Genomic DNA, 21,492 nt, shown 5'->3' on the forward strand with positions numbered 1-21,492 from the left:
AGCGTCGCTCATCGGGATCCTCTCGGTTTTTCGGCTTCGGACGTCGCTCGACAGTCGGGACACACGCCCCAGAACGTCACCTCGGCGGTCTCGATGAGGAAACCGCTGCCCTCGGGCACGTGCAGACACGGGGCTTCCCCCACGACGCAGTCCACGTCGTCGACCCGGCCGCAACCGGTGCAGACGACGTGGTGGTGGTTGTCCCCGACCCGCAGCTCGAACATGCCGGGGTGTCCGGCCGGCTCGATGCGCCGCGCCAACCCCGCGTCGGCGAAGTCGCCGAGGGCGTTGTACACGGACTGCATGCTGGTGCCCGGGAGTGTGTCCCGGATCGTGTCGAAGACGTCGTCGGCGGTGGCGTGCGGGCGGGAGCGCAGGGCCCCCAGAACCGCGACGCGTGTCGCGGTGACCCTCAGCCCCGCGCCGCGCAGGAGCGCGTCCGCGGTGGCATCCGTCCGATCGTCGAGCATGCTTCCACCCTACGTATTTTTGAGTGAATCAAAAATGACGCGCCGGAGAAGGTTCGGAATCGTGGATGCCTCAGCCCGAGGTCAGCGTGGGAGTTCCGCCCTCGTACTCCGTCACGTCTCCCGTCTCCCCCGCCCGGACGGCGCGGCGCCCGAGCACGAGCATGTACGAGAGGAACAGCGCCAGCGCCGCCGCCCCGATCGCCACCTTGACCTGCCACGGCAGCAGGGACGGGGTCACGAAACCCTCGACGAGGCCCGAGAGCCCGAGCGCGAACACGAGCCCCACCGCCACCGTCGCGAGAGCGCGCCCCTCCGCGGCGAGCGCCGCGGCGCGCGTGCGACGCCCCGGGGCCACCCACGCCCAGAAGATGTGGAGCCCGGCCGCTCCGGCGACGAAGATCGCCGTGAGTTCGAGCAGACCGTGCGGAAGGATGAACTGGAAGAACACGTCCCCGCGATCGAAGGCGATCATGATCGCCGCCGACGACCCCACCCCCATGGCGTTCTGCATTATCACCATCAGCGGCCAGATGCCCGTGACGCCGAACAGCACGCACTGCGCCGCGATCCAGGCGTTGTTCGTCCACACCGTGCCGGCGAAGATCGCGTTGGGGTTTTCGCGGTAGTACTGGACGAACTGCTGATCGGCATAGTTCTGCAGCTGGCTCCGGGCGCCCAGCGCCGCGACGGCCTGCGGATCCGAAGAGATCCACACGGCGACGAGGGTCGCCACCACGACGAACGAGACGGCGATCGCGAGCGTCGTCCACCGCACTCGGTACAGGGCCGCCGGCAGCTGCCGCAGGAAGAACCGCGGCGCCTGCCGCAGGACGTTCTCGCGCACTCCGGTCAGGCGCAGCCGCGTGCGGGCGAGCAGGATCGAGACGTAGTCGCCCTGCGGAGTACGCCCGGCCGAGGTCTTGATGTCGGCGAGGTCCGCCGACGCGGCGCGATACCGGGTGACGAGTTCGTCGACCTCGGGTCCGGTCAGCCGCCGGGTCCGCCCCAGTTCGTCGAGCCGCGCCCACTCCTCGCGCCGGGCGGCCGTGAGGGCGTCGAGGTCCATGTGGTCAACTGTACGCATGGCATCCACTCCGGTCCCGGGTCCGGGCGCTGCGCACGTTCACGCGGCGGAGGACGAGACGCTCACCGGCGAGGCGGTCGCGCTCGACATCCAGCCGCTCGGATTCTTCCTGCGGGCGGTCGGATGCCTCATCGACATGGTCGCGGGCATCGTGCTGCTGGTCGCGGGCTCGCTGCTCCTCACCGCGCTCGTCGCGAGCGGCACGATCCCCGACAGCGCGCTCCGCATCGGCGTCATCGTGCTGATCGTCGCCGTGATGGTCGTCATCCCGACGGCCGTGGAGACGCTCACGCGCGGGCGCAGTCTCGGGCGCTGGGCGATCGGCGGCCGGATCGTCCGCGTCGACGGCGGCGCGGTGGGCTTCCGTCAGGCGCTGATCCGCGCGCTCGTCGGAGTGCTGGAACTGTGGTTCACGCTCGGCGGCATCGCCGCGATCGTCGGGATGTTCACCCCGCGCGCGCAGCGCCTGGGCGACCTCCTCGCCGGTACGGCATCCGAGCGGACGCGCACCCGCCCGTTGCCCCCGGCGGCCCCCGGTCTCCCGCCGGGGATGGAGGCGTGGGCGGCGGTCGCCGACGTGTCGCGGCTCCCCGACCGTCTGGCCGCGCGGATGGCGCAGTTCGTCCGCGGCGCCGACGCCCTCGAGCCGGCCGCCCGCGCGCGCGTGGCCGCGGGACTCGCCGACGCCGTGGCACCCCACGTCTCGCCGCTCCCCGCGGTCGATCCGGAGACGCTGGTGCGAGCGGTAGCGGTCGTCCGCCGCGACCGGGAGTACCGCGCCCTCATGCTCGAGAACGCGCGCGCGTCCGCCCTGACCCCGCCCGCGTGAGTCGCCAGAATGTGTCGCCTCGCGCCGCGTTCAGGCGACAAATGATGGCGACTCACGCACCGGCGTAGGCCGGCGCCGGGCTCAGGCCCGCAGGGTCTCGTGCCGCACGACGACCCAGCCGCGCGGGACGGACAGCCGGTCGGCGTGCAGGGCGCACAAGTCGTGGGCGTGCGGATCACCGGCCCGGCCGAGCGGGCCGAGGGCGGCCATCTGGTCGCCGTAGTCGTAGGTGAGGGTGCTCATCGCCTCACGGGCGCATCCCACCTTCGAGCAGAGTCTGTCGCGCATCGCGGGTCAGCCTAGGCCGACGCGGCGCCGGGTCGGCGACGCCGCGCCGCGGCCGGTCGACGCCGGGCGAGGCCTCGACTTCGAGGCGGCGACCCGCGCCGCGAACGTAGGATGGCACGCATGCGTCGTCGTACCCGTGAAGCCCGTCCGGTCGCGAGACCCTCGCGCCACGGACGGCACGGTCGCGAGAACCGCAGCCCCGTCGTGCGCCCGCCGCTGCCGCCGCTGGACACGCGCGTCGAGCGGTTCGACATCGCCGTGAGCACGGCGGCGGAGTTCCTCCGGTCCGCGTGGACCGACCTCCGCGACGTGTCGTTCGAGATCGGCATCATGCCGCCCGCGGCCTCCGGGGCGATCCCCCGCTGGCAAGTGCTGCGCGAGCAGAAGCGCATCATCCTCTACCGCGTGCCGATCGAACGCCTCGGCCACCCCCACGTCGACGACGACTTCCACCGCCGCATGATGATCGAGGGCGCCGTGTTCCGAGCGGCCGCCGAGTACCTCGACCGCGACCCGTGGGACCTCGGCCCGGAGCGCTTCCGCTTCTGACGACGCGTCGGTCCCGCGCCGCAGCAGGGCCGTGCGGCGCCGGTCGGCTCCGCCTCACGGCAGGATCGTGAGCGTCCCCGCCGCCGCGTCCGCGGGCCACAGCGGGTACCCAGCCAACGCCCCCGGTGCCGAGTACGACATCGCAGCGTGCACCGGGCGATCCGGAGCCAGCTCGTAGACGCCGGCCGTCACCGGGACGGCCACCGACCCGCCCGCGGGCACCGACACCGTGACCGGGTCCCCGCCGCTCTGCGGCGTGAGGGTGACGGATGCCGAGCCGGAGGCGGCATCCGTCGCGATCACGAGGGATGCGCCCGCGCCCGGAGCGATCGCGATGAGCGAGGATGCCGAGAACTCCGGCGCCGCGGCATACCACGCGAAGTCCGCGCCCTCGCCGAACCCGGTCGTGGACCACGCCCCGCCCACGACCGGCTGCGTTGCTGCGATCGAGACCGTGTAGGCCCCCGGAGTCAGGTCGGACAGATTGAGCGACGTGGGCGTGGCCGCCGGGAGCGCGAGAGTGCGGGGATCTCCAGCCGGGACGTCCCCGCCGACGGGCGTGATCGTCACCGTCGCCGACGCGTCGGCACCGGGCGAGAGCAGACGCAGCACCGTTCCGGCATCCCCCTGCCCGGTCGCGATGACCTGGACGCCGGGAAGCACGAGCGACGCGGACGCCTGCGCGAGCGGGGCGGCCTGGTCGCTTCCGCCCGGAAGGAGCGTGCGGGTGAGACTCGCCTGAAGGGACGCCTGCACGGGCGCTCCCGTGGCGACCACGCGAACGACGGGGCTCTCCTCGCCGAGCAGCAGACCGGCGAGCGGGACGACGCGCTGACCGTGGGCCGGGACGACGAGCCCCGTACCCGAAGGCGGCGTGGAGACACCCTTCGCGCCGTAGACCGACAGCTGTACGGTCGCCGCGACGTCGCCGGGGTTCGCGAGCACGACGAGGTCGTTGGCGCCGGTGGTCGTCGCACCCGCGACCAACCACGACTCCGCAAGCGGGGGGCGGCACGCCGACGCGCTGAAGCCGATGAGGTCGCTCGAGGAGACCGTCGCCGAGCCTGCAGCCGCGAACGGGGTCGCGGCCCGGTCCTTCGGCGCGGCGCGGAACACCGTGGCATCCCCCGATCCATCGCTGGTCGCACCGGTGGCGCGGGAGACCTGTGCCCCGGCGGCATCCGGACCGGAGACGATCGTCGGCGTCGCGGCGACGGTCACCCCACCGGCGGACTCGGCGGCGCGCCCGAGCGCGAAGACGGGACCGGCGCACGCGAGCACGGTGTCGGACGGCGCCGGGTCGACCTGGACGCGCACGGGTTCGGCGACGAGGCGCGGCCACGGAGCGGCGATCCCCACGACCGCGCCCACGACGACGGCCGCCGCGACGGCGCTCCCCGCAACGACACGGGCGCTGGTGGTGGCAAAGCGGACCAGGCGACGATCGCTCATCGAGTACCTCCCCGGACGGGTCCGACGGTGCGCGGGGTCCGCCGCGCGATGCGACGCGAAGCGGCGGTCGGAATCGCGAGCAGCAGGGCCACGAGCAGGACGCCGATGGACGCGCCCGTCACGAGCCGCTGCAGCGCGACCTGGTGGTCGTCGAGCGCCGCGCGGGGCTGGACGTCGGCGGTGACGCGCCAGAGGTCGCCGCGCGTGGTGGCTCCGACGCTGTCGAGCGTGTTGCGCTGGTCGAGCGAGGTGGCCGCGGTCAGGCGCGCTCCGCGGATGACGTCGTCCTCTCCCCCGGGTCCGGACTCGAGTAGCACGAACCGGATCCCCCGCGCCGCGAGACCGGCGACGGCGTCCTCGGAGGACGGCGTCACGAGGTCGGCGGCGAGCGTGGCGAGCTCCTGATCGGCGGGTCGCGCCCAGGTCCGGGTGGCCTCGACCGTGCTCTGCCCGCTCAGGGTCGCACTGCCGCCCCACACGACGTCCACGCGCAGACCGTCGGCGCGCGGGTCGAGCACGATCGTGCCGACCGACGTCGACCCGCGCCCCTCCGCGGCGACGAACGCGGGGAGCGTCGAGACCGGGCCGTTCGTGAGCACGGCGCGCGGAGTCTCGGAGGTCATGGCCGTGAGCGACGGGGCGACGGCGACCGCGAGCGCGGCGAGCGTCACGACCGCCCCGATCGGGCGGAGCACGCGCACGCGCTCCACGATCCCGGCGTCGAGCGCGAGGACCGCCGCGCCCACGACACCCAGCCACGCGAGGCTGAGGCCCGACCCGGGCCACAGCGGCACGGGGATGGCGTGGTCGAACGAGACGGCGACCCCGACCGCCGCGAAGGCCGTGGCGAGGCCCGTCGCGGCGATGAGGAGCAGTCCGGTGGCGGTGAGCCAGCGCGGAGTCAGGACGGACAGCACCGCGAGCGCGGCGAGCGGTGCCACGAGCAGCGGAATCCACCACACCGGGCCGCCGGTGAGTGCGCCCCACCCGCCCGGGTCGGACGTGGGGAAGCCCGCGGCGAGCAGCGCACGCCCGAGCGGATCCGCTGTGGCCTCATCGCCCGCGAACGGCACACCGGGGTCGGCCAGCAGACCCCACGGGTTGCCCAGCCGGACCTGCGTCCAGACGAGAGGCGCGAACACGACGATCGAGGGAACGAGCAGCCAGATGACGCGAGCGATCCCGCGCGGGGCGACGAGGGCCACCACGACCAGAGCGGCCGACCACAGCACCACCGCGGCGGGCGCGAGTGAAGGAGCGCAGGCCAGCACACCGACGAGGAGAATGGATGCCGCTCCCGCGGGCGCCCAGGACCGGTGCGCCACGCTCGCGGCGAAGAACAGCCACGGCAGCAGCAGGTGCAGCAGCAGCGCTGCGGGGCGCCCCTCGACGATCGCCGCGAGGAACGTGGGCGCGAGCGCCCAGGCCACGGCCGCCGTGATGCGCAGCAGCGACGACTCGGTGACGCGCGTGGCGGCGAACCACCCGCCCAGCACCGCCAGCGGCAGGGCGAGGATCCACAGCACCACGATCGCGCGGGACGGTTCGGCCGGCGACAGCGAGCCGATGAGGGCGAGGAGGGCGGAGAACGGGTCCGCGGGACCGACGACGTCCAGACCGAGAGGGCGCGCGCCCCAGGCCGCGTCCTGCCACAGCTGCGTGAGGGTGGCGCGCAGCGGGGCGAGGCCGCCGCCGCCGAGCACGGGCCAGGCCAGCAGGGGGGCGAAGAGCAGAGCGGACACCGCGAGCGCGCCGAGCACGGCCCACGCGCCACCGCCGACGAAGAACTTCAGTTCGGTGCGCACCGGGGCGTCGCTCTCCGCGGCGTCGGTCTCCCAGCGCAGGCGCATCTCGGCGCGGGAGATGCGCAGCGGCGCGATGCGCGACCAGCCGACCGTGCGCACCGTGCGGATACGCCGCCGTGCGCGGGCGACCGCGGCGACCCGGGCCATCACGAGCAGCGTCGCGCCCCATTCCGGAATCACCTTGTGCGGGACTTTCCCCACGAGGTGAGCCACGGTGCGCCACAGCGCGAGCGGCAGGAAAGAGAGCCAGTGCAGCACCACGGCCGGAGCGGGTGCGTAGACGAGCCGCCGGTGGAGCTGGGCGGTGCGTTCGGCGAACGCCCGGCGCCGGGCGCGCTTGCGTCCGCGGGCCATCGCGGCGACGCCGTCGCCGGCCACCGCGACGCGAGCCGCGGGCACGAGCGACACGCGATCGCCCGCGAGGCGCGCACGCACCGAGAGGTCGAGGCCCTCGTCCGCGCCGCCGAGCGCCGGGTCCAGTCCGCCGAAGGCACGCCAGGATTCGCGGCGGACCAGCATGCCGCGGACGTCCGCCCCGAGCACGTCGGCATCGCCGTCGCGCTGTCCCTGGTCGAGTTCCCCCGCGGCGAGTTCCACCGCGCGGCCGTACCGGGTCAAGCTGACGCCGAGCGAGACGATCTCCGACGGGTCGTCCCACGCCACGAGCTTCGGTGCGGCGATGGCCAGCGATGACGAGAGTTCGAGAGCGCCGGCCAGCTGCAGGAGGGCGTCGGGATCCGGCGCGGTGTCCTGGGCGAGGAGCCACACGGCGTCACCGGTCAGGCGCGGGGTGGCCAGCGCGGTCGCGGCGGCGAAGGTCGTCCCGGCGGACGCCGTGATGACGCCTTCCGCCCCCGAACCGGCGGCGATCCGCGTCAGGGCGGGGTCGTTTCCGCACAGCACGATCGTGAGGGCGTCCACCGGGCGCGTCTGAGCGGCCAGCGCTTCGAGGGTGCGCGTGAGGTGGGGGGCGGCGGGGATGCGTCCTTCGGGGCGGACCACGAGGACGGCGTGTACACGGGCGGGCATGGCGTGGTCAGCCTAGGCGGGCTCTCCCGCGATCCGAGACGCCGCGCCGATCCGCCGCCGATCGTTCAGGAAGCGGACTCCGGATGCCGCGTGTCAGGCGCGACGCTTGAGCTTGCGGCGCTCGCGCTCGCTGAGCCCACCCCAGATGCCGAAGCGCTCGTCGTTCTGGAGCGCGTACTCGAGGCACTCGGACCGCACGTCGCACGAGGTGCAGATGCGCTTGGCATCCCGCGTCGATCCACCCTTCTCCGGGAAGAAGGCCTCGGGGTCGGTCTGCGAGCACAACGCGTCGGTCTGCCACGCGAGCGTGTTCTCCTCCGGTGCGTCGATGTCACGACGGACGCCCGGGACTCCCAGGTCGACCGGATCGACGAACCAGTTGTCCGGGACACCGGACCGGTACTGCGATGTCGCCATCTCGTCCTCCCCCTCGTTCGATCCCCTGACGCTGGCGCGTACGAGTAATTACACCCGTGTCATTCCGATTGGTCAAGTCGCGGATCGTAAACCCTCAAGGGCGAGGTGAACCTTCACGACACGTCGTCGGCGTGTCGCGCGTCAGTCCCCCGGCTGCGCGACGAAGACCTCGCCGCCGGTGACCGTCACGGGAGACTCGTCCGGGGTGAGAAGGGCGGCGTGCCCCGGCCGGAGCTCGACGCGGGCGCCCGATGCGCCCGTCACCACGGCGTCCCCCGCGACCGCGAGCGCGAGCGAGATCCCGTTCAGCGTGACCTCCCCCTTCTCCGTCACGTGCGCGAGGGCGAAATCCGGGATGCCGGGAGCGAAGAGCTCCACGCCGTCCCCCGCGGGGCGGGGCTGAAGGAAGGGCGGAGCGGCCGGGCGGAAGTCGACCAGCGCGAGCAACTCCGCGACGTCGATGTGCTTGGGCGTGAGACCGCCGCGCAGGACGTTGTCGCTCGCGGCCATGATCTCCACCCCGAGGCCCGCGACGTACGCGTGCAGGACACCGGCGGGAACGAAGATCGCCTCTCCGCGCCGCAGCGCGACGAGGTTCATGAGGAGGGCGACGACGATGCCGGGGTCCCCGGGGTACGCCGTCGACAGCGTGCGCGTGAGCTCGAGTTCGGCGGCGAACTCCTCGGATTCCGTGGATGCCGCGGCCCCCACGATCTGCTGGACCTCCGCCGCGTCGGCCTCGCCGAGCACCCACCCGATCGCCGAGCGCAGAGCGTCGGCGGGGTCGGCGGCATCCAGGTGCCCGCGGAGGACGCGGACGCCGTCGCCGTCCGCGAGGGCCGCGACGAGACGCCGCGTGGCGGCGAGATCCCGCAGTCCCGCGAGGGCCGTGAAGGTGTCGCTGAGCGCGACGATCACCTCCGGCTTGTGGTTGTCGTCCTTGTAGTTCCGGTTCGCGGCCTCGCGCGGGAGGCCCGCGGCCTCCTCGCGGGCGAACCCTTCGACGGCCTGATCCTTGGACGGATGCACCTGGATCGACAGCGGTGCGCCCGCGGCGAGCAGCTTCAGGAGATACGGCAGCCGCGCCGGCGCGCCCGTGGCATCCGCGTGCGCGGGAAGCCAGTCGTCGAGCGTGCGGTCCGACCCGTCGTGGAGGCGGGCGGGCGATCCCGGATGGTCGCCGAACCACACCTCCGCCTCGGGGGCGCCTGACGGCGCGCGCCCTTCGAGGTCCGCGATGAGCGTCCGACTCCCCCAGGCGTAGTCACGGGGCGTGTTCGAGATCTCCACCAGCACGGGAGTCAGCCTAGCGCCGTACCCCTGGGCGCCCGGGAGACCGAACGGTAGCCTGGGCTGACCATGGCGATGTACACGAGTCACCCGGTTTCGGCGCTGCCGACCGCGCCCCCGCGGGAGACCACCGGACACCTGCTGCTGCGGGCGTGGTGCGTCTTCGTTCTGGTGCTCGCCCTCGGTGGGGTCGCCGTCGTGGACGCGATCGGGCCCACCGCCACCGGCGTGGTCGCGGTCGGATCCGCGATCGTGTCCGCCACGGTATGGGCGGTGGTCCGGCCGCCGATCGCGGCGCGGCGCCTCCCGTTCCTGGCGTTCGGCTACGTCGCGTGGGCCGGGCTCTCGATCCTGTGGAGCGCGTGGCCCGCGGCATCCGTCCTCACGTGGCTGCTCCTCGCGGTCACCACTTTCCAGGCTCTCTTCGTGGGCGCGGTCCTCACGTGGCGCGACGTCGTGGGGGCGGTGGCCTCCGCGGCGAAGTGGGTCGTCGCCGCTTCGCTGCTGTTCGAGCTCGCCGTCGCGCTCATCGTGCGCGGCCCGCTGCTCCCCGGCTTCGTCCGGGCGGCAGGCGACGAGGACCCGATCAGGTTCTGGTCGGGCGGCAACCTCTTCGCCGGCGGACCGCTGCGCGGGATCTTCGGAAACGCCGACCTGCTGGGCGCCGTGATGCTCGTGGCGATCGCCGTGTTCGCGATCCGCTTCGCGGCCCACGCCCCTCGCCGGACGCTGCTGTGGGGCTGGACGGCCGTCGCGGCGTTCCTGTTCGTGCGGGCCGCGTCGATCACGGCCGTCGTCGCGGCGGCGTTCGTGGTGCTGGTCCTGGCCACGGTGCTCGTCATGCGCACCGCACGACGCCCCGGCGAGCGCACCCGGTGGTACGCGCTGTACGCGTTCCTCGGTATCGGGGGCGGCGCGGTGCTGTGGTTCGCGCGCGACGCCATCTTCGGCGCTCTGGGACGCGGGGCCGATCTGACCGGGCGGGAGGGAGTCTGGGCCGACGTCCTCGCCCGGGCCGATCAGCATCCGTTCCTCGGCTGGGGGTTCTCGACCCCGTGGATCGCGTCCGAGCCGCTCATCGACGGTTGGATCGTCGATCGCGGCCAGACCGTCGTGCAGGCGCACAGCATGTGGCTCGACGCCTACTTCCAGCTCGGCGGCATCGGCGTCGTGCTGCTCGCGCTCGTCTTCCTCGCGTACGTGTGGCGGTCCTGGTTCTTCGCGGTGGATCGACCGCGCTGGGACCTCCGCGCCGACCGCCCCTACTCTCCGCTCACCCTGCTGCCGACGCTCATCGGCGCGCTCCTGGTCGTGCAGGGCCTGACCGACTCCGCACCCCTGCTTCTCTGGGGGTGGACGTTCGTCGTGCTGTTCGGCGCGAAGATCAAGCAGTCCCCCCTCATCGGAGTAGGCCCCGCCGAGCAGAGCATGGCGATCGAGCGCGGCGAGTTCCTGCGGCGGGAGTCCTGAGTCGCCGAGGCGGGAGCTGGGGTCGGCGCTCAGAGCCCGTTCGAGGCCGCCGGGTAGACTGCGGGCTGGCCTCGACGGCCCGCGCCTTCGACGAAAGATCTCTTCGTGACGTACACCCTTCAGAACGCGGTGCTCCCGCTCGACCGCGATCCGGACCTCCTCCCCCTGTATGTCGATCCCGAGACCTGGTCCACGATCGACGAGGAGCCGGTCCGCGTCACCAACGTCGCGCAGCTGAGCAACGTCCTCGACCGCCATCGCGCCCGGATCGTCGCCGGTCGTCGCGTGTCCTTCGGCACGTACTTCAACGCCTTCCCCGCCTCCTACTGGCAGCACTGGACCGCCGTCCGCGAGGTGCGCTTGACCGTCCGCACCTCCGGGGATGCCACGATCCTGGTCTATCGCTCGAACGGGGGCGGGACGCGGCAGCGCATCGAGACGCGCGAGGTCCGCGGAGAGGCGACGGCCTCATTCGACCTGGTGCTCGACCAGTACAGCGACGGCGGGTGGATCTGGTTCGATGTCGCCGCCGACCGCACGGACGCCGTCTTCGAGGGCGCCGAGTGGACCACCGAGCAGGAGCCCGTCCGCGCGGGCAAGGCGAGCATCGGCATCACGACCTACAACAAGCCCGACTACTGCGTCTCGACGTTGAACGCCCTCGCCGACGCGCCCGACGTCCTCGACGTCGTCGATCGCGTCTTCCTCATCGATCAGGGCACCGACGTCGTGACCGACCAGGCCGGCTACCCCGCCGTCGCCGAGCGCCTGGGCGAGACCCTCCAGATCGTGCGGCAGCCCAACCTGGGCGGCTCGGGCGGCTTCGCCCGCGCGATGGTCGAGACGCTCCAACGACCGGAGAGCGACTTCGTCCAGTTGCTCGACGACGACGTGCGTATCGAGCCGGAGTCGATCCGTCGCTCGGTCGTGTTCGGCCGCTACGCCTCGGTCCCCACGATCGTCGGGGCCCACATGTTCGACCTCCTCGATCGACCGAAGCTCCACGCGTGGGCCGAGGTCATCGACGACCAGCCGTTCATGTGGCGGGCCCTGTTCCAGGAGCGCCTCCCCCACGACTTCAGCGTTGCGAACCTGCGCCAGTCGCCGATGCTGCACATGCGCCTCGACGCCGACTACAACGGCTGGTGGATGTGCCTCATCCCGACCAGCGTCCTGCGCGAGATCGGCCTGTCGCTTCCCGCCTTCATCAAGTGGGACGACGCCGAGTTCTGTGTCCGGGCGCGGGATGCCGGCTACCCGACGGTGTCGATGCCGGGTGTGGCGCTGTGGCACGTGTCGTGGGTCGGGAAGGACGACTCGATTGACTGGCAGGCGTACTTCCACGCGCGCAACCGCATCGTCGCCGCGCTGCTGCACTCCCGGTCGCCGCTGGGGGGCACCCTCATCCGGCACAGTCGACGCGTCGACCTCAAGCACCTCATGATGATGCAGTACTACCCCGTGGAGCTGCGCCACCGAGCCCTCCGCGACGTGCTGTCCGGCCCCGCGCACATGCGGCAGACGCTGGCCACCGCGATGCCCGAGGCACGCCTGATCGCGCAGAAGCACCCCGAGACGCAGATCCACAAGGACTCCGGGGTGCCGCTGCGCTCCCGCCGCGGACGCCAGGTGTTCAAGCGGCTGAAGAAGAACGAGTTCGACAGCCCGACCGGCCTCGCCCTGCGCACCTTCACGGCGCGTACCCTGCTGGCGCACTGGTTCCACACCCCGCGGCCCGAGAACGTGGCGGAGCCCGAGGTGGAGTTCGGCAAGGGCGATGCCCACTGGTGGCGTGTCCCGCTGTACGACAGCGCCCTCGTGAGCGCAGCCGACGGATCCGGCAAGAACATCTACACGCGCGACCGCGCGCGGTTCCGCCGCATGCTCCTGGACAGCGTCCGTCTGCACCGTCGACTCCAGCGGGAGTGGCCGCGTTTGTCGCTGGCATACCGCGACGCCCTCCCCGAGTTGACGTCCGAGGCGCAGTGGCGCGCGACGTTCGAGGAGCGTGCGTGAGCGTGGCATCCTTCGACCCGTCGACCGCGACCATCGTCGTCGTCACCTACAACCGGACGCCGCTGCTGACCCGGCTGCTCGAGAGCATCGAGCGCATGTCGCCGGCTCCGGGACACCTGGTCATCATCGACAACGCGTCGACGGATGACACCACCGAGGTCGTCGAGTCCTTCCGCGACCGGCTCCCCACCGAGCTCGTGTATCGGCGCCTCGAGACCAACACGGGCGGTTCGGGGGGTTTCAGCGAGGGGATGCGCGTCGCGTACGAGCTGGGTTCCGAGTGGATCTGGCTGATGGACGACGACGTCGAGGTCATCTCCGACGGTCTCGCCCGCATGGGGCGGTGGACGCCGCGGTTCCGCAGCATCCAGGGCCGACGGTACGACTACGACGGGAGCGAGTTCTACTGGCAGTACCGGGTCGCCGAACCCCTCGCGATCCCGATCCCCTTCGCTCCGGCCTCATTCGATTCCTCGGGGTTCAAGCCGATGAACTCCGGCTGCTTCGAGGGCATGTTCATCCACCGTGACGTCGTCGCGAAGATCGGGCTGCCCGACCCGCGGTTCTTCATCTACTGGGACGACCAGCTCTACGGCTGGCTCGCATCGCGCGTGACCGACTCGGTCATCGTGAACGAGTTCGTTCTGCGCCGCACGCGCGAGATCAAACAGTGGGACATGGGCATTCGGCACATGAACGCCTCGAGCGACGCCTACCGGTACTACATCATGCGCAACCGCGCGTACCTCGCGAACTACTACCGCGCCCTCGGGGTCTACCGGCCGCTCGCGTTCTCGGCCGGCACCGCGCTCACGTTCGTGAAGGAGCTCATCCGTCTCGTCGTCGTCGAGCGCAAGCTCCGCGGCACGAGCCATCTGTTCCGCGGACTCCGCGACGGACGGGCGATCTCGCGTGACACGTCGTGGCGTCCGATGCCCCCGCTGGAGCCGGCTCAGCCCGTCGCCTGACCACCGTTCGTCCCGCCCCGGTCGACGACCCGGGCGGGACGTTCGCTCTCAGCCCAGACGGGCCGGCAGTTGCTCGGCGAGCGACGGTGCCAGCGTGGTCGCGTAGGTGCGGGACAGGTGGTTGTCGTCACGGTAGACGACCACGTTGCCGACGATCCCGGGACAGAAGTCGTCGGGGCAGATCCACGACGTCAGGTCGACCATCCGCACGCCCGGCCCGGCGAGATCCGCCGCCGGGTTGGCATCCGCCAGCGAGCTCGACCGCGGTACGGCGCAGTCGATCGCGTTCTCGGAATCGATGACGCACCCGAACATGTCGAAGGAGAAGCGGGGGTTGTCCCGCACCGCGAACACTTCGATCCCGGCATCCGTCATCCGCTCCAGGAACCGCTCGATGCCGGGGCGGAGCGCCTCGTCGTCCTCACCCGGGTTCGAACGGGTGACGACCGTCATCACCGCGGCGGGGGCGAGCCGCTCCGCGTGGGAGATCGCCGCTTCGCGCCAGTCGGGGCAGGAGGGGTCCATGCCCGGTTCGTCGACTCCCATCGAGCAGCCGCCCTTGATGAGGAAGACGACTCCCCATCCCCGCTCCGCGGCGACGGGGAGGAGCGCCCCCGTGATCTGCTGCGCGTGGGAGTCACCGATCACGACGATCGTCCGCTCGGCGCGCTGAGTCCCCTGCGTCTCCCAGCAGGTGCCCCGCAGGATCTCGTCCGGGACGGCGCGCACGCCCCAGCATTCCCGGTCGAGGGACACCCATTCGTCCTCGAGCTGGGTGGGAAGAGGCAGGAGAGCGGCGTCGGCGGGCGGCTGAGGCAGCGTGGGGTCGCGCAGCACCGCGGCACCGGGGTTGTCGAGCAGCGCGCGTGCCTGGAGCTCGCGGTCCTGGATTGCGCTCGCCACCTGCCACCCCGCCAGCGGCGTCACCACGACGGCCGTCGCGACCGTCAGGACGGCGACGGGGATGAGCGGTGAGGAGTCCGACCGGCGCCACGCCCGCACGGGGGCGTCGACGAGCGCGGTGAGTCCGCGGGCGAGAACGAGCGATACCGCGATGACCAGCGCACCCCCGACCAGACCGGCATCCGATCGGCCCGTGACGACCATCAGGGTGATCAGCAGCGGCCAGTGCACGAGATAGAGCCCGTACGCGTCGCGTCCGAGCATCCCGAACGCACGGGATGCCAGGAGCCTCGCGGGTCCGACGGGCCGCGCGCCCGAGCCCGACAGCACAACGGCGGCGGCGCACAGAACGGGCCACAGGGCGAGGAACCCGGGGAAGCCGCCCTGCACGTCCACGAGCATCCCGAGAGCGAGCAGACCCGCGAGACCGACCCACCCCAGGGCGGCGCGCAGCCGCTCGCCCACGCGCAGGTGTGGCAGCGCAACGACCAGCAGCGATCCGGCGGCGAACTCCCACAGTCGCGCCCCGGTGTCGAAGTACGCGGCTCGCTGATCGGCTGCGGTGATCGCGACGGAGTACGCGAAGGAGACGAGGAACACCGCGCCGAAGGCGACTCCGACGACACGACCGGCCGCCCATCCCCGGCGGCGGACGAGGAGCTGGCACACGGCGAGGATCGCCACCCAGAGGACGAACGCCTGCCCCTGGACCGACAGCGACCAGAAGTGCTGCAGCGGGCTGGGTGTCTCGGAGCGCGCGTAGTAGTCGACCGCATCCGCCGCGAGGACGCGGTTCTGGACGTAGAAGAGCGACGCCCACGTCTGCTCCCACACGGAGTTCCAGATCGTCGGTGGATACACCGTGCGCACGAGGGCGAGCACCCCGAGCAGGGTGACCGCCGCCGCCGGCAGGAGCCGCCGGAACATCCCCAGCAGGTGCCGCACCGGCCGCACGGGGTGCGGGCCGTCCATCCGGCGGAGGAAGCCGCGGGTCAGGAAGAACGCGGACAGCATCAGGAACACGTCCACGCCGCCGGACACGCGCCCGAACCACACGTGGTACGTCACCACGAGCAGGACCGCGACCGCGCGCAGCCCGTCGATGTCGGGCCGATACGCCCAGCGCCCGTCGTCGGGCCCGCTGCCGGATGTCAGAAGGGTCGTGACGAGGGGTGCCGTCCTCACGCCAGCTGGTTGTTCCACATGGACAGGGCGGAGCCGATGGCCATGTGCATGTCGAGGTACTGGTAGGTGCCGAGGCGCCCGCCGAAGAACACGTCCTGCTCGCCCTTGGCCAGCTCGCGATACGCCAGCAGGCCGGCGCGGTCGTCCGCGGTGTTGACCGGGTAGTAGGGCTCGTCCGCGCGCGTGGCGAACCGCGAGTACTCGCGCACCACGACCGTCTTGTCGGTCGGATAGCGGTCCGCGCGCTCCGGGTGGAAGTGCTTGAACTCGTGGATGCGGGTGTAGGGGACGTCGGCGTCGGCGTAGTTCATCACGCTCGTGCCCTGGAAGTCGCCGATCGGGAGGACCTCTTGCTCGAAGTCGAGGGTGCGCCACGACAGCTCGCCCTCGGCGTAGTCGAAGTAGCGGTCGACGGGCCCGGTGTAAACGACGGGGATCTGCCCGACCGTGGCCTTCTTGTTCAGCGGCTGCGACTCGTCGAAGTAGTCCGTCGACAGCTTCACGTCGATGTTCGGGTGGTCGGCCATGCGCTCGAGCCAAGCCGTGTACCCGTCGACGGGAAGGCCCTCCCAGGTGTCGTTGAAGTACCGGTTGTCATAGGTGTAGCGGACGGGGAGGCGGGAGATCACCTCGGCCGGGAGGTCCTTCGGGTCCGTCTGCCACTGCTTCGCCGTGTAGTCGCGGATGAACGCCTCGTACAGCGGACGCCCGATCAGGGCGATCCCCTTCTCCTCGAGATTCGTGGCATCCTTCGCGTCGAACTCGCCCGCGAGCTCGTGGACCAGCGCCTTCGCCTGGTCGGGCGTGTACGCCGCCTGGAAGAACTGATTGATCGTGCCCAGGTTGATGGGGAGCGGGTACACCACGCCCTTGTGCGTCGTGTAGACGCGGTGGACGTACGACGTGAACGCGGTGAAGCGGTTGACGTACTCCCACACCGACGGGTTGGAGGTGTGGAAGAGGTGCGCACCGTAGCGGTGCACCTCGATCCCGGTCTCGGGCTCGGCCTCCGAGTACGCGTTGCCGCCGATGTGGTGGCGACGATCGATGACCGTCACCTTCCGACCTGCGGCGGCCGCGCGCTCGGCGATCGTGAGACCGAAGAAGCCCGAACCGACGATGAGAAGATCCATGAAAAAGAAGCGGCTTTCGTGTCGGGAGCAGGGCGGAAGCCCTCAGGAAACGTCGCTCGATACTACCCGGCGTGTCTGGGGGCGACGTGGGCGGTGCTCAGCGGGCGCGCAGTGACCGTCGGATACGATGGCGTGTCGAAAAGGCGGCGGATGGAGACGAAATCGCATGGGTGACTGGATGAGTGCGATTCCGTCGTACCTCGTCGTCGTCGCCGTCCTCATCATCCCGGGTACTGCCGTCGTCATCGCCGGGTGGGGTTTCCGCAACCCCCAGCGCCTGCTCCTGGCACCGGCACTGTCCGCCACGATCGCGGCAGCCGCGGCATCCGTCGCCCCGCTGCTCGGGCTGCGGTGGAACCTGCTGCCCCTCGTGGCGATGACGATCGTCGTCGTCGGGATCGCTCTGCTGCTCCGCCGATTCGCCGGCGCCGATGCGGCGGCACCTCGCGGGACCGGGCTGGTCGTGCTCGGCGCGCTCGCGGCGACCGCGGCGGCCACCACCGTTCTGTTCGCCCGCGCCTTCGGGTCGCCCGAAAACATCGCGCAGCGCTTCGACAACATCGTCCATCTGAACGCCATCGCCTTCGCTCTGCAGAGCGGTAGTGCATCGCCGTTCCAGATCGGCGCGACCTCGGACATCGGTTTCTACCCGAACGCCTGGCACGCCCTGACCACGCTCGGAGCGGAGCTCACCGGCGCGTCCGTGCCCGTCGCCGTGAATGCGGCGAACCTCGCCATCGTCGGCATCCTGTGGCCCGCGTCCACCATGGCGCTGGCCGGAGCGTTCTTCGCCCAACGGCGGACCGCGTACGTCGTCTCCGCAGCCCTATCGACGGGCTTCGGCGCCTTCCCCGCCCTGTTCTTCAACTGGGGGGTCCTCTACCCCAACCTCGTCGGGTACGCGATGGTGCCCGCCGCGCTCGCGGCGATCGTCACCGCGCTGGGAGACCGCGGCCGAGCCGTTCTCGTGCGGTCGACGCTGCTGATCGCGCTGCTAGCGGCCGGGACATTCCTCGGACATCCCAACGCGTTTCTCAGCCTGCTCTTCGTGGCAGCCGCCGCGGTCGTCGCGGCGTTCGCCGCGCGAGCCGCGACGGCGCGTGACCGTCGCGCGGTCCTCACGCTCATCCTCGTCGCCGCTGCCTTCGCCGTCGCCGTGCTCGCCACGGTGGCCGTCTTCCGCACTCCCGCCGATCACTCCGGTTGGGCACCGTGGCAGAACCTGGCGCAGTCGTTCGGCGAGGCCGCGCTCGCCTCCCCGCGCGGGTACACGCCGACGCTCCTGGTCTCGGCCCTCCTGATGGTCGCCTTCATTGCCGTCGCGCGGAGACCGCGGCTGCTCCCGGCCGTCGCTCCCTTCGCGGTGGCCGTCCTCCTCTTCGTCGTGTCGTCCGGTCTGCGCGCCGACCACCCGCTGCGTCAGCTTCTGACCAACCCGTGGTACAACGACTCGAATCGGCTGGCCGCATTACTGCCTCTGGCCGCTATCCCTGTCGCGACTCTCGGAGCCCTCGTCGTCGTCGACCTCGTCCAACGGTGGGCACGAGCGCGCGACCTGCCCGCATGGGCGCGCGGTTTGGCGACGGCCGTGGGAGTGATCGTGATCTTCTCGGTCGCCGTCGGACCCAACGTCCGAATCGCGCTCGGACAGGTGAACGAAGCGTACGCCTACACCGACGACTCGCTCATCCTCTCCACCGACGAACACGCGCTGCTGGAACGACTCGACGAGGACACGCCCCCGGACGCGCTCATCGCCGGCAGTCCGCGCACGGGAACGTCGCTGGCGCTGGCCCTCGCAGACCGGCAGGTCGCGCAGAAGCACGTCTTCGGCTCCCCCTCGCCCGAGCTGGTCTTCCTCAACCTCCACCTGCGCGATATCGACAGCGACCCCACCGTCTGCCGCTATGTCGACGACCTGGGCGTGGACTACGTGCTCGACTTCGGCCGCCAGGACGTCATCGACCCTGCCGGCGCCGTGGCCTACGACGGCATCCAGGACCTCACGCCCGGGCAGCACCTCGTGCTCGTCGACTCGCAGGGCCCGAACGCGCGGCTCTTCCGCATCGAAGGGTGCTGACCGTGGACCAGCGAGCGACCGTCGCGGTCGCGTACGACTGCCTGTTCCCGTACTCCACGGGCGGGGGCGAGCGGCAGTACCGCGCGTTCGCCGACGAACTCGGCGCGCACGGGTTCGACGTCGACTACCTGACCGCCGTCCAGTGGGACGGGACGGTGCCCCGTGAAGAAGGGTTCCGGATCGTCCCCGTGAGCGGGCGACTCTCCCTCTACTCGGCCGACGGGGTTCGACGGATCCCCGCCGCCCTCACCTACGCGGCCGGGCTCTTCCGGGCCCTGCGCCGCCGGCGCGGCCGCTACGACGCGGTCATCGTGAGCGGTCTGCCGATCTTCAACGTCTTCGCGGCGCGGCTGGCGCTTCTCGGCACGCGCACGCGGCTCGTCGTGGACTATCTCGAGGTGTGGCACCGTCGCCAGTGGGTGGAGTACTCGGGCGCGCTCACCGGGAACATCGCCTGGCTGCTCCAGCGAGCGGCGATCGCCGTCACTCCCCTGGCGACCTGTCATTCGCAGCTCAGCGCCACCCGGTTGCGGCGCGAGGGTCTGCGGCGTCCGCCGCTGGTGAGCCCGGGGCTGATCGACGGTGCCGTCGAGGCGGCGCCGACCGCGCCGGCATCCCTCCCTCCCTACGTTCTCTACGCGGGGCGCCACATTCCGGACAAGCGTGTCGAAGCGCTCCCCGCGGCGGTCGCCGAGGCGCGGGCGACGATCCCCGACCTGCGTCTCGTGGTACTCGGCTCCGGGCCCAGCACCGACCGGATCCGCGCCGAGGTCGCGCGCGTGGACGGCACGGGGTGGACGGACTTCCCCGGATTCGTGGACGACGCCGAACTCGACGCCCTCATGCACGGCGCCCTCGCCCTGATCAACCCGTCGCGTCGCGAGGGATACGGTCTCGTCGTGGTCGAGGCCAACGCGCACGGCACCCCCGTCGTCCTCGTCGCCGACGAGGGCAACGCCGCCACCGAACTCATCGACGACGGCGTCAACGGCGTCGTCGCCCCCACGATCTCGCCCACCGATCTCGCGCGAGCGATCCGAGCCGTCGCCGACGGCGGCGACGACCTGCGGCGCTCCGCGCGCGCCTGGTACGACACCGCGGTGGGCACCCGCACCATCCGACGCACCGTGGAGGGGATCGTCTCGGCGCTGCAGCTGCCGACCGTCTCCGCCTCGCGGACCACGAAAGAAGACACGCCGTGACCACTCCCTCCCCCGCCGACGCCGTCGAGCTGACGATCCTCATGCCGTGCCTCAACGAGGCCGAGACCCTCGAGGTGTGCATCCGCAAGGCTCAGGGCTTCCTCGAGCGCAGTGGCATCCGTGGCGAGGTCCTCATCTCCGACAACGGCAGCACGGACGGGTCGCAGGCGATCGCCGAACGCCTCGGTGCCCGGGTCTCGCACGCACCGCGCCGCGGCTACGGCGCCGCGCTCATCAACGGCATCGACCAGGCCCGCGGCGAGTTCGTGATCATGGCGGATGCCGACGACAGCTACGACTTCGAGAACCTCGAACCCTTCGTCGATCGCCTCCGCGCGGGCGCCGACCTGGTCATGGGCAACCGCTTCCGCGGGGGGATCGCGCCGGGCGCCATGCCGCCGCTCCACAAGTACCTCGGCAACCCCGTGCTGTCGTTCATCGGCGAGCTGTTCTTCCGTCCCGGCATCCGCGACTTCCACTGCGGTCTCCGCGGTTTCAATCGCGCCCGCATCCGCGACCTCGACCTGCAGACCACGGGGATGGAGTTCGCCTCCGAGATGGTCGTGCGCGCCTCCCTCGCGCGCTACCGGATCGAGGAGGTGCCGACGACGCTGAAGAAGGACGGCCGGTCGCGTCCGCCGCACCTGCGCAGCTGGCACGACGGCTGGCGTCACCTGCGGTTCCTGCTCCTCTTCGCACCGCGCTGGCTGTTCGTGTACCCCGGGCTGGTGGCCTTCTTCCTGGGCGCGATCGCGGTCGGCGTCCTCTCCTTCGGCGGGGTCAACATCGGGGGCGTCGGCTTCGACGTGACGACCATGGTCTACGCCAGCGCGCTGTGCGTGATCGGGTTCCAATCCCTGCTGTTCTTCTGGCTGACCAAGCTCTACGCGACGCAGGAGGGCTTCCTCCCCACCAGCGAGCGGTACCGGCGCATCGTGGCGAACTGGTCGGCCGAACGCGGCCTCCTCATCGGACTCGGGCTGTTCCTGCTCGGCGTGATCATCGGCATCGTCCAGGTCACCGTCTGGGGCAGCATCGACTTCGGAGCGCAGAACGCCGCGCAGGCCGTGCGCATCGCCGTGCCGAGCGCGCTGCTGATCATCCTCGGCTTCCAGACCGTCATGATGAGCTTCTTCTCCGGCGTGCTCACGACGCCGCGGCGCGAGCAGCGCCCCGAAGCCGTCATCGAGAGCTAGGCCGAGCCATCGCCGAGTCGACCCCCGACAGCCGCGCGACCAGACGGAGGCTGCTGGGCTTCACGATCCTGCCGGCCCTGGCCGCCGTCTCCCCCCTCGTCGTCCTCCCGTTCCTGGCACGTGTCG

The 21,492-nt window shown here is 71.5% G+C and carries 17 protein-coding genes; 8 read left to right on the forward strand and 9 right to left on the reverse strand.

What is annotated here, in order from left to right:
* Window positions 1-8 precede the first annotated feature (8 nt).
* Together RKD05_RS01310 and RKD05_RS01315 are read right to left on the reverse strand one after the other, a co-directional pair.
* Window positions 9-470: a Fur family transcriptional regulator gene (locus RKD05_RS01310; protein ID WP_063258127.1), complete on the reverse strand. Its 462-nt coding sequence runs from the start codon at window positions 468-470 to the stop codon at window positions 9-11.
* 70 nt (window positions 471-540) lie between these two features.
* Window positions 541-1,536, reverse strand: a complete 996-nt coding sequence (locus tag RKD05_RS01315) for a stage II sporulation protein M (RefSeq protein WP_424707543.1) — start codon at window positions 1,534-1,536, stop codon at window positions 541-543.
* A 16-nt stretch (window positions 1,537-1,552) separates the two neighbouring features.
* Here RKD05_RS01315 and RKD05_RS01320 point away from each other — a divergent pair, with 16 nt between their 5' ends.
* Entirely contained in the window at window positions 1,553-2,383 is an 831-nt protein-coding gene (locus RKD05_RS01320) for an RDD family protein (RefSeq protein WP_424707545.1), read from the forward strand.
* An 81-nt stretch (window positions 2,384-2,464) separates the two neighbouring features.
* Here RKD05_RS01320 and RKD05_RS01325 read toward each other — a convergent pair whose 3' ends face one another.
* A complete protein-coding gene (locus RKD05_RS01325; protein ID WP_022878762.1) occupies window positions 2,465-2,671 on the reverse strand; it encodes a DUF3499 family protein in 207 nt (68 codons plus the stop codon).
* A gap of 120 nt (window positions 2,672-2,791) precedes the next feature.
* On the opposite strand from RKD05_RS01325, the gene RKD05_RS01330 reads away from it, so the two are divergent.
* Window positions 2,792-3,220 (forward strand): hypothetical protein, encoded by a 429-nt coding sequence (locus tag RKD05_RS01330; protein WP_022878763.1) that lies wholly within the window; start codon window positions 2,792-2,794, stop codon window positions 3,218-3,220.
* Between the two features lie 54 nt (window positions 3,221-3,274).
* On the opposite strand, the gene RKD05_RS01335 is transcribed toward RKD05_RS01330, so the two are convergent.
* The 4 genes from RKD05_RS01335 to manA form a co-directional block, all read right to left on the reverse strand.
* Window positions 3,275-4,672 carry a DUF5719 family protein gene (locus RKD05_RS01335; RefSeq protein WP_424707547.1) on the reverse strand — a complete coding sequence of 466 codons (1,398 nt, stop codon included), beginning with the start codon at window positions 4,670-4,672 and terminating at the stop codon, window positions 3,275-3,277.
* On the reverse strand, window positions 4,669-7,506 hold the full coding sequence (locus tag RKD05_RS01340; RefSeq protein ID WP_424707548.1) for a glycosyltransferase: 2,838 nt from the start codon (window positions 7,504-7,506) through the stop codon (window positions 4,669-4,671). Before RKD05_RS01340 ends, RKD05_RS01335 begins: the two co-directional genes overlap by 4 nt.
* A 93-nt stretch (window positions 7,507-7,599) precedes the next feature.
* The gene (locus RKD05_RS01345; protein ID WP_022878766.1) at window positions 7,600-7,923 is read right to left on the reverse strand and encodes a WhiB family transcriptional regulator; all 324 of its coding nucleotides are present in this window, start codon (window positions 7,921-7,923) and stop codon (window positions 7,600-7,602) included.
* Between the two features lie 141 nt (window positions 7,924-8,064).
* Window positions 8,065-9,219 (reverse strand): mannose-6-phosphate isomerase, class I, encoded by a 1,155-nt coding sequence (manA, locus tag RKD05_RS01350; RefSeq protein WP_424707549.1) that lies wholly within the window; start codon window positions 9,217-9,219, stop codon window positions 8,065-8,067.
* 63 nt (window positions 9,220-9,282) lie between these two features.
* On the opposite strand from manA, the gene RKD05_RS01355 reads away from it, so the two are divergent.
* From RKD05_RS01355 to RKD05_RS01365, 3 genes are all read left to right on the forward strand, one after another.
* Window positions 9,283-10,683 (forward strand): O-antigen ligase family protein, encoded by a 1,401-nt coding sequence (locus RKD05_RS01355; protein WP_424707551.1) that lies wholly within the window; start codon window positions 9,283-9,285, stop codon window positions 10,681-10,683.
* Window positions 10,684-10,788: 105 nt separating this feature from the next.
* Window positions 10,789-12,699 carry a glycosyltransferase gene (locus tag RKD05_RS01360; RefSeq protein ID WP_424707552.1) on the forward strand — a complete coding sequence of 637 codons (1,911 nt, stop codon included), beginning with the start codon at window positions 10,789-10,791 and terminating at the stop codon, window positions 12,697-12,699.
* A 2-nt stretch (window positions 12,700-12,701) separates the two neighbouring features.
* A complete protein-coding gene (locus RKD05_RS01365; RefSeq protein ID WP_424711757.1) occupies window positions 12,702-13,667 on the forward strand; it encodes a glycosyltransferase family 2 protein in 966 nt (321 codons plus the stop codon).
* Window positions 13,668-13,715: 48 nt separating this feature from the next.
* On the opposite strand, the gene RKD05_RS01370 is transcribed toward RKD05_RS01365, so the two are convergent.
* The gene (locus tag RKD05_RS01370) at window positions 13,716-15,755 is read right to left on the reverse strand and encodes an acyltransferase family protein (protein ID WP_424707553.1); all 2,040 of its coding nucleotides are present in this window, start codon (window positions 15,753-15,755) and stop codon (window positions 13,716-13,718) included.
* A complete protein-coding gene (gene glf / locus RKD05_RS01375; RefSeq protein WP_424707555.1) occupies window positions 15,752-16,888 on the reverse strand; it encodes a UDP-galactopyranose mutase in 1,137 nt (378 codons plus the stop codon). Before glf ends, RKD05_RS01370 begins: the two co-directional genes overlap by 4 nt.
* A 178-nt stretch (window positions 16,889-17,066) precedes the next feature.
* Here glf and RKD05_RS01380 point away from each other — a divergent pair, with 178 nt between their 5' ends.
* From RKD05_RS01380 to RKD05_RS01390, 3 genes are read left to right on the forward strand one after another with little or no spacing between them, the layout of a single operon-like run.
* A complete protein-coding gene (locus RKD05_RS01380; protein WP_424707557.1) occupies window positions 17,067-18,968 on the forward strand; it encodes a DUF6541 family protein in 1,902 nt (633 codons plus the stop codon).
* Between the two features lie 2 nt (window positions 18,969-18,970).
* Window positions 18,971-20,170, forward strand: coding sequence for a glycosyltransferase family 4 protein (locus tag RKD05_RS01385; protein ID WP_424707558.1), 1,200 nt, complete (start codon window positions 18,971-18,973; stop codon window positions 20,168-20,170).
* Window positions 20,167-21,366 carry a glycosyltransferase family 2 protein gene (locus RKD05_RS01390; protein WP_424707559.1) on the forward strand — a complete coding sequence of 400 codons (1,200 nt, stop codon included), beginning with the start codon at window positions 20,167-20,169 and terminating at the stop codon, window positions 21,364-21,366. Before RKD05_RS01385 ends, RKD05_RS01390 begins: the two co-directional genes overlap by 4 nt.
* Window positions 21,367-21,492: the final 126 nt, after the last annotated feature.

Source organism: Microbacterium sp. SLBN-111, from assembly GCF_049739645.1.
In the GTDB taxonomy this organism is placed as follows: domain Bacteria; phylum Actinomycetota; class Actinomycetes; order Actinomycetales; family Microbacteriaceae; genus Microbacterium.

Excerpts from the sequence above, each read along its gene's own strand:
- RKD05_RS01325 (WP_022878762.1), bottom strand. The coding sequence starts at position 2,671 with ATGCGCGACAGACTCTGCTCGAAGGTGGGATGCGCCCGTGAGGCGATG.
- glf (WP_424707555.1), bottom strand. The coding sequence starts at position 16,888 with ATGGATCTTCTCATCGTCGGTTCGGGCTTCTTCGGTCTCACGATCGCC.
- RKD05_RS01320 (WP_424707545.1), top strand. The coding sequence starts at position 1,553 with ATGGCATCCACTCCGGTCCCGGGTCCGGGCGCTGCGCACGTTCACGCG.
- RKD05_RS01310 (WP_063258127.1), bottom strand. The coding sequence starts at position 470 with ATGCTCGACGATCGGACGGATGCCACCGCGGACGCGCTCCTGCGCGGC.
- RKD05_RS01315 (WP_424707543.1), bottom strand. The coding sequence starts at position 1,536 with ATGGACCTCGACGCCCTCACGGCCGCCCGGCGCGAGGAGTGGGCGCGG.
- RKD05_RS01330 (WP_022878763.1), top strand. The coding sequence starts at position 2,792 with ATGCGTCGTCGTACCCGTGAAGCCCGTCCGGTCGCGAGACCCTCGCGC.
- RKD05_RS01380 (WP_424707557.1), top strand. The coding sequence starts at position 17,067 with ATGAGTGCGATTCCGTCGTACCTCGTCGTCGTCGCCGTCCTCATCATC.
- RKD05_RS01355 (WP_424707551.1), top strand. The coding sequence starts at position 9,283 with ATGGCGATGTACACGAGTCACCCGGTTTCGGCGCTGCCGACCGCGCCC.
- RKD05_RS01335 (WP_424707547.1), bottom strand. The coding sequence starts at position 4,672 with ATGAGCGATCGTCGCCTGGTCCGCTTTGCCACCACCAGCGCCCGTGTC.
- RKD05_RS01340 (WP_424707548.1), bottom strand. The coding sequence starts at position 7,506 with ATGCCCGCCCGTGTACACGCCGTCCTCGTGGTCCGCCCCGAAGGACGC.
- RKD05_RS01345 (WP_022878766.1), bottom strand. The coding sequence starts at position 7,923 with ATGGCGACATCGCAGTACCGGTCCGGTGTCCCGGACAACTGGTTCGTC.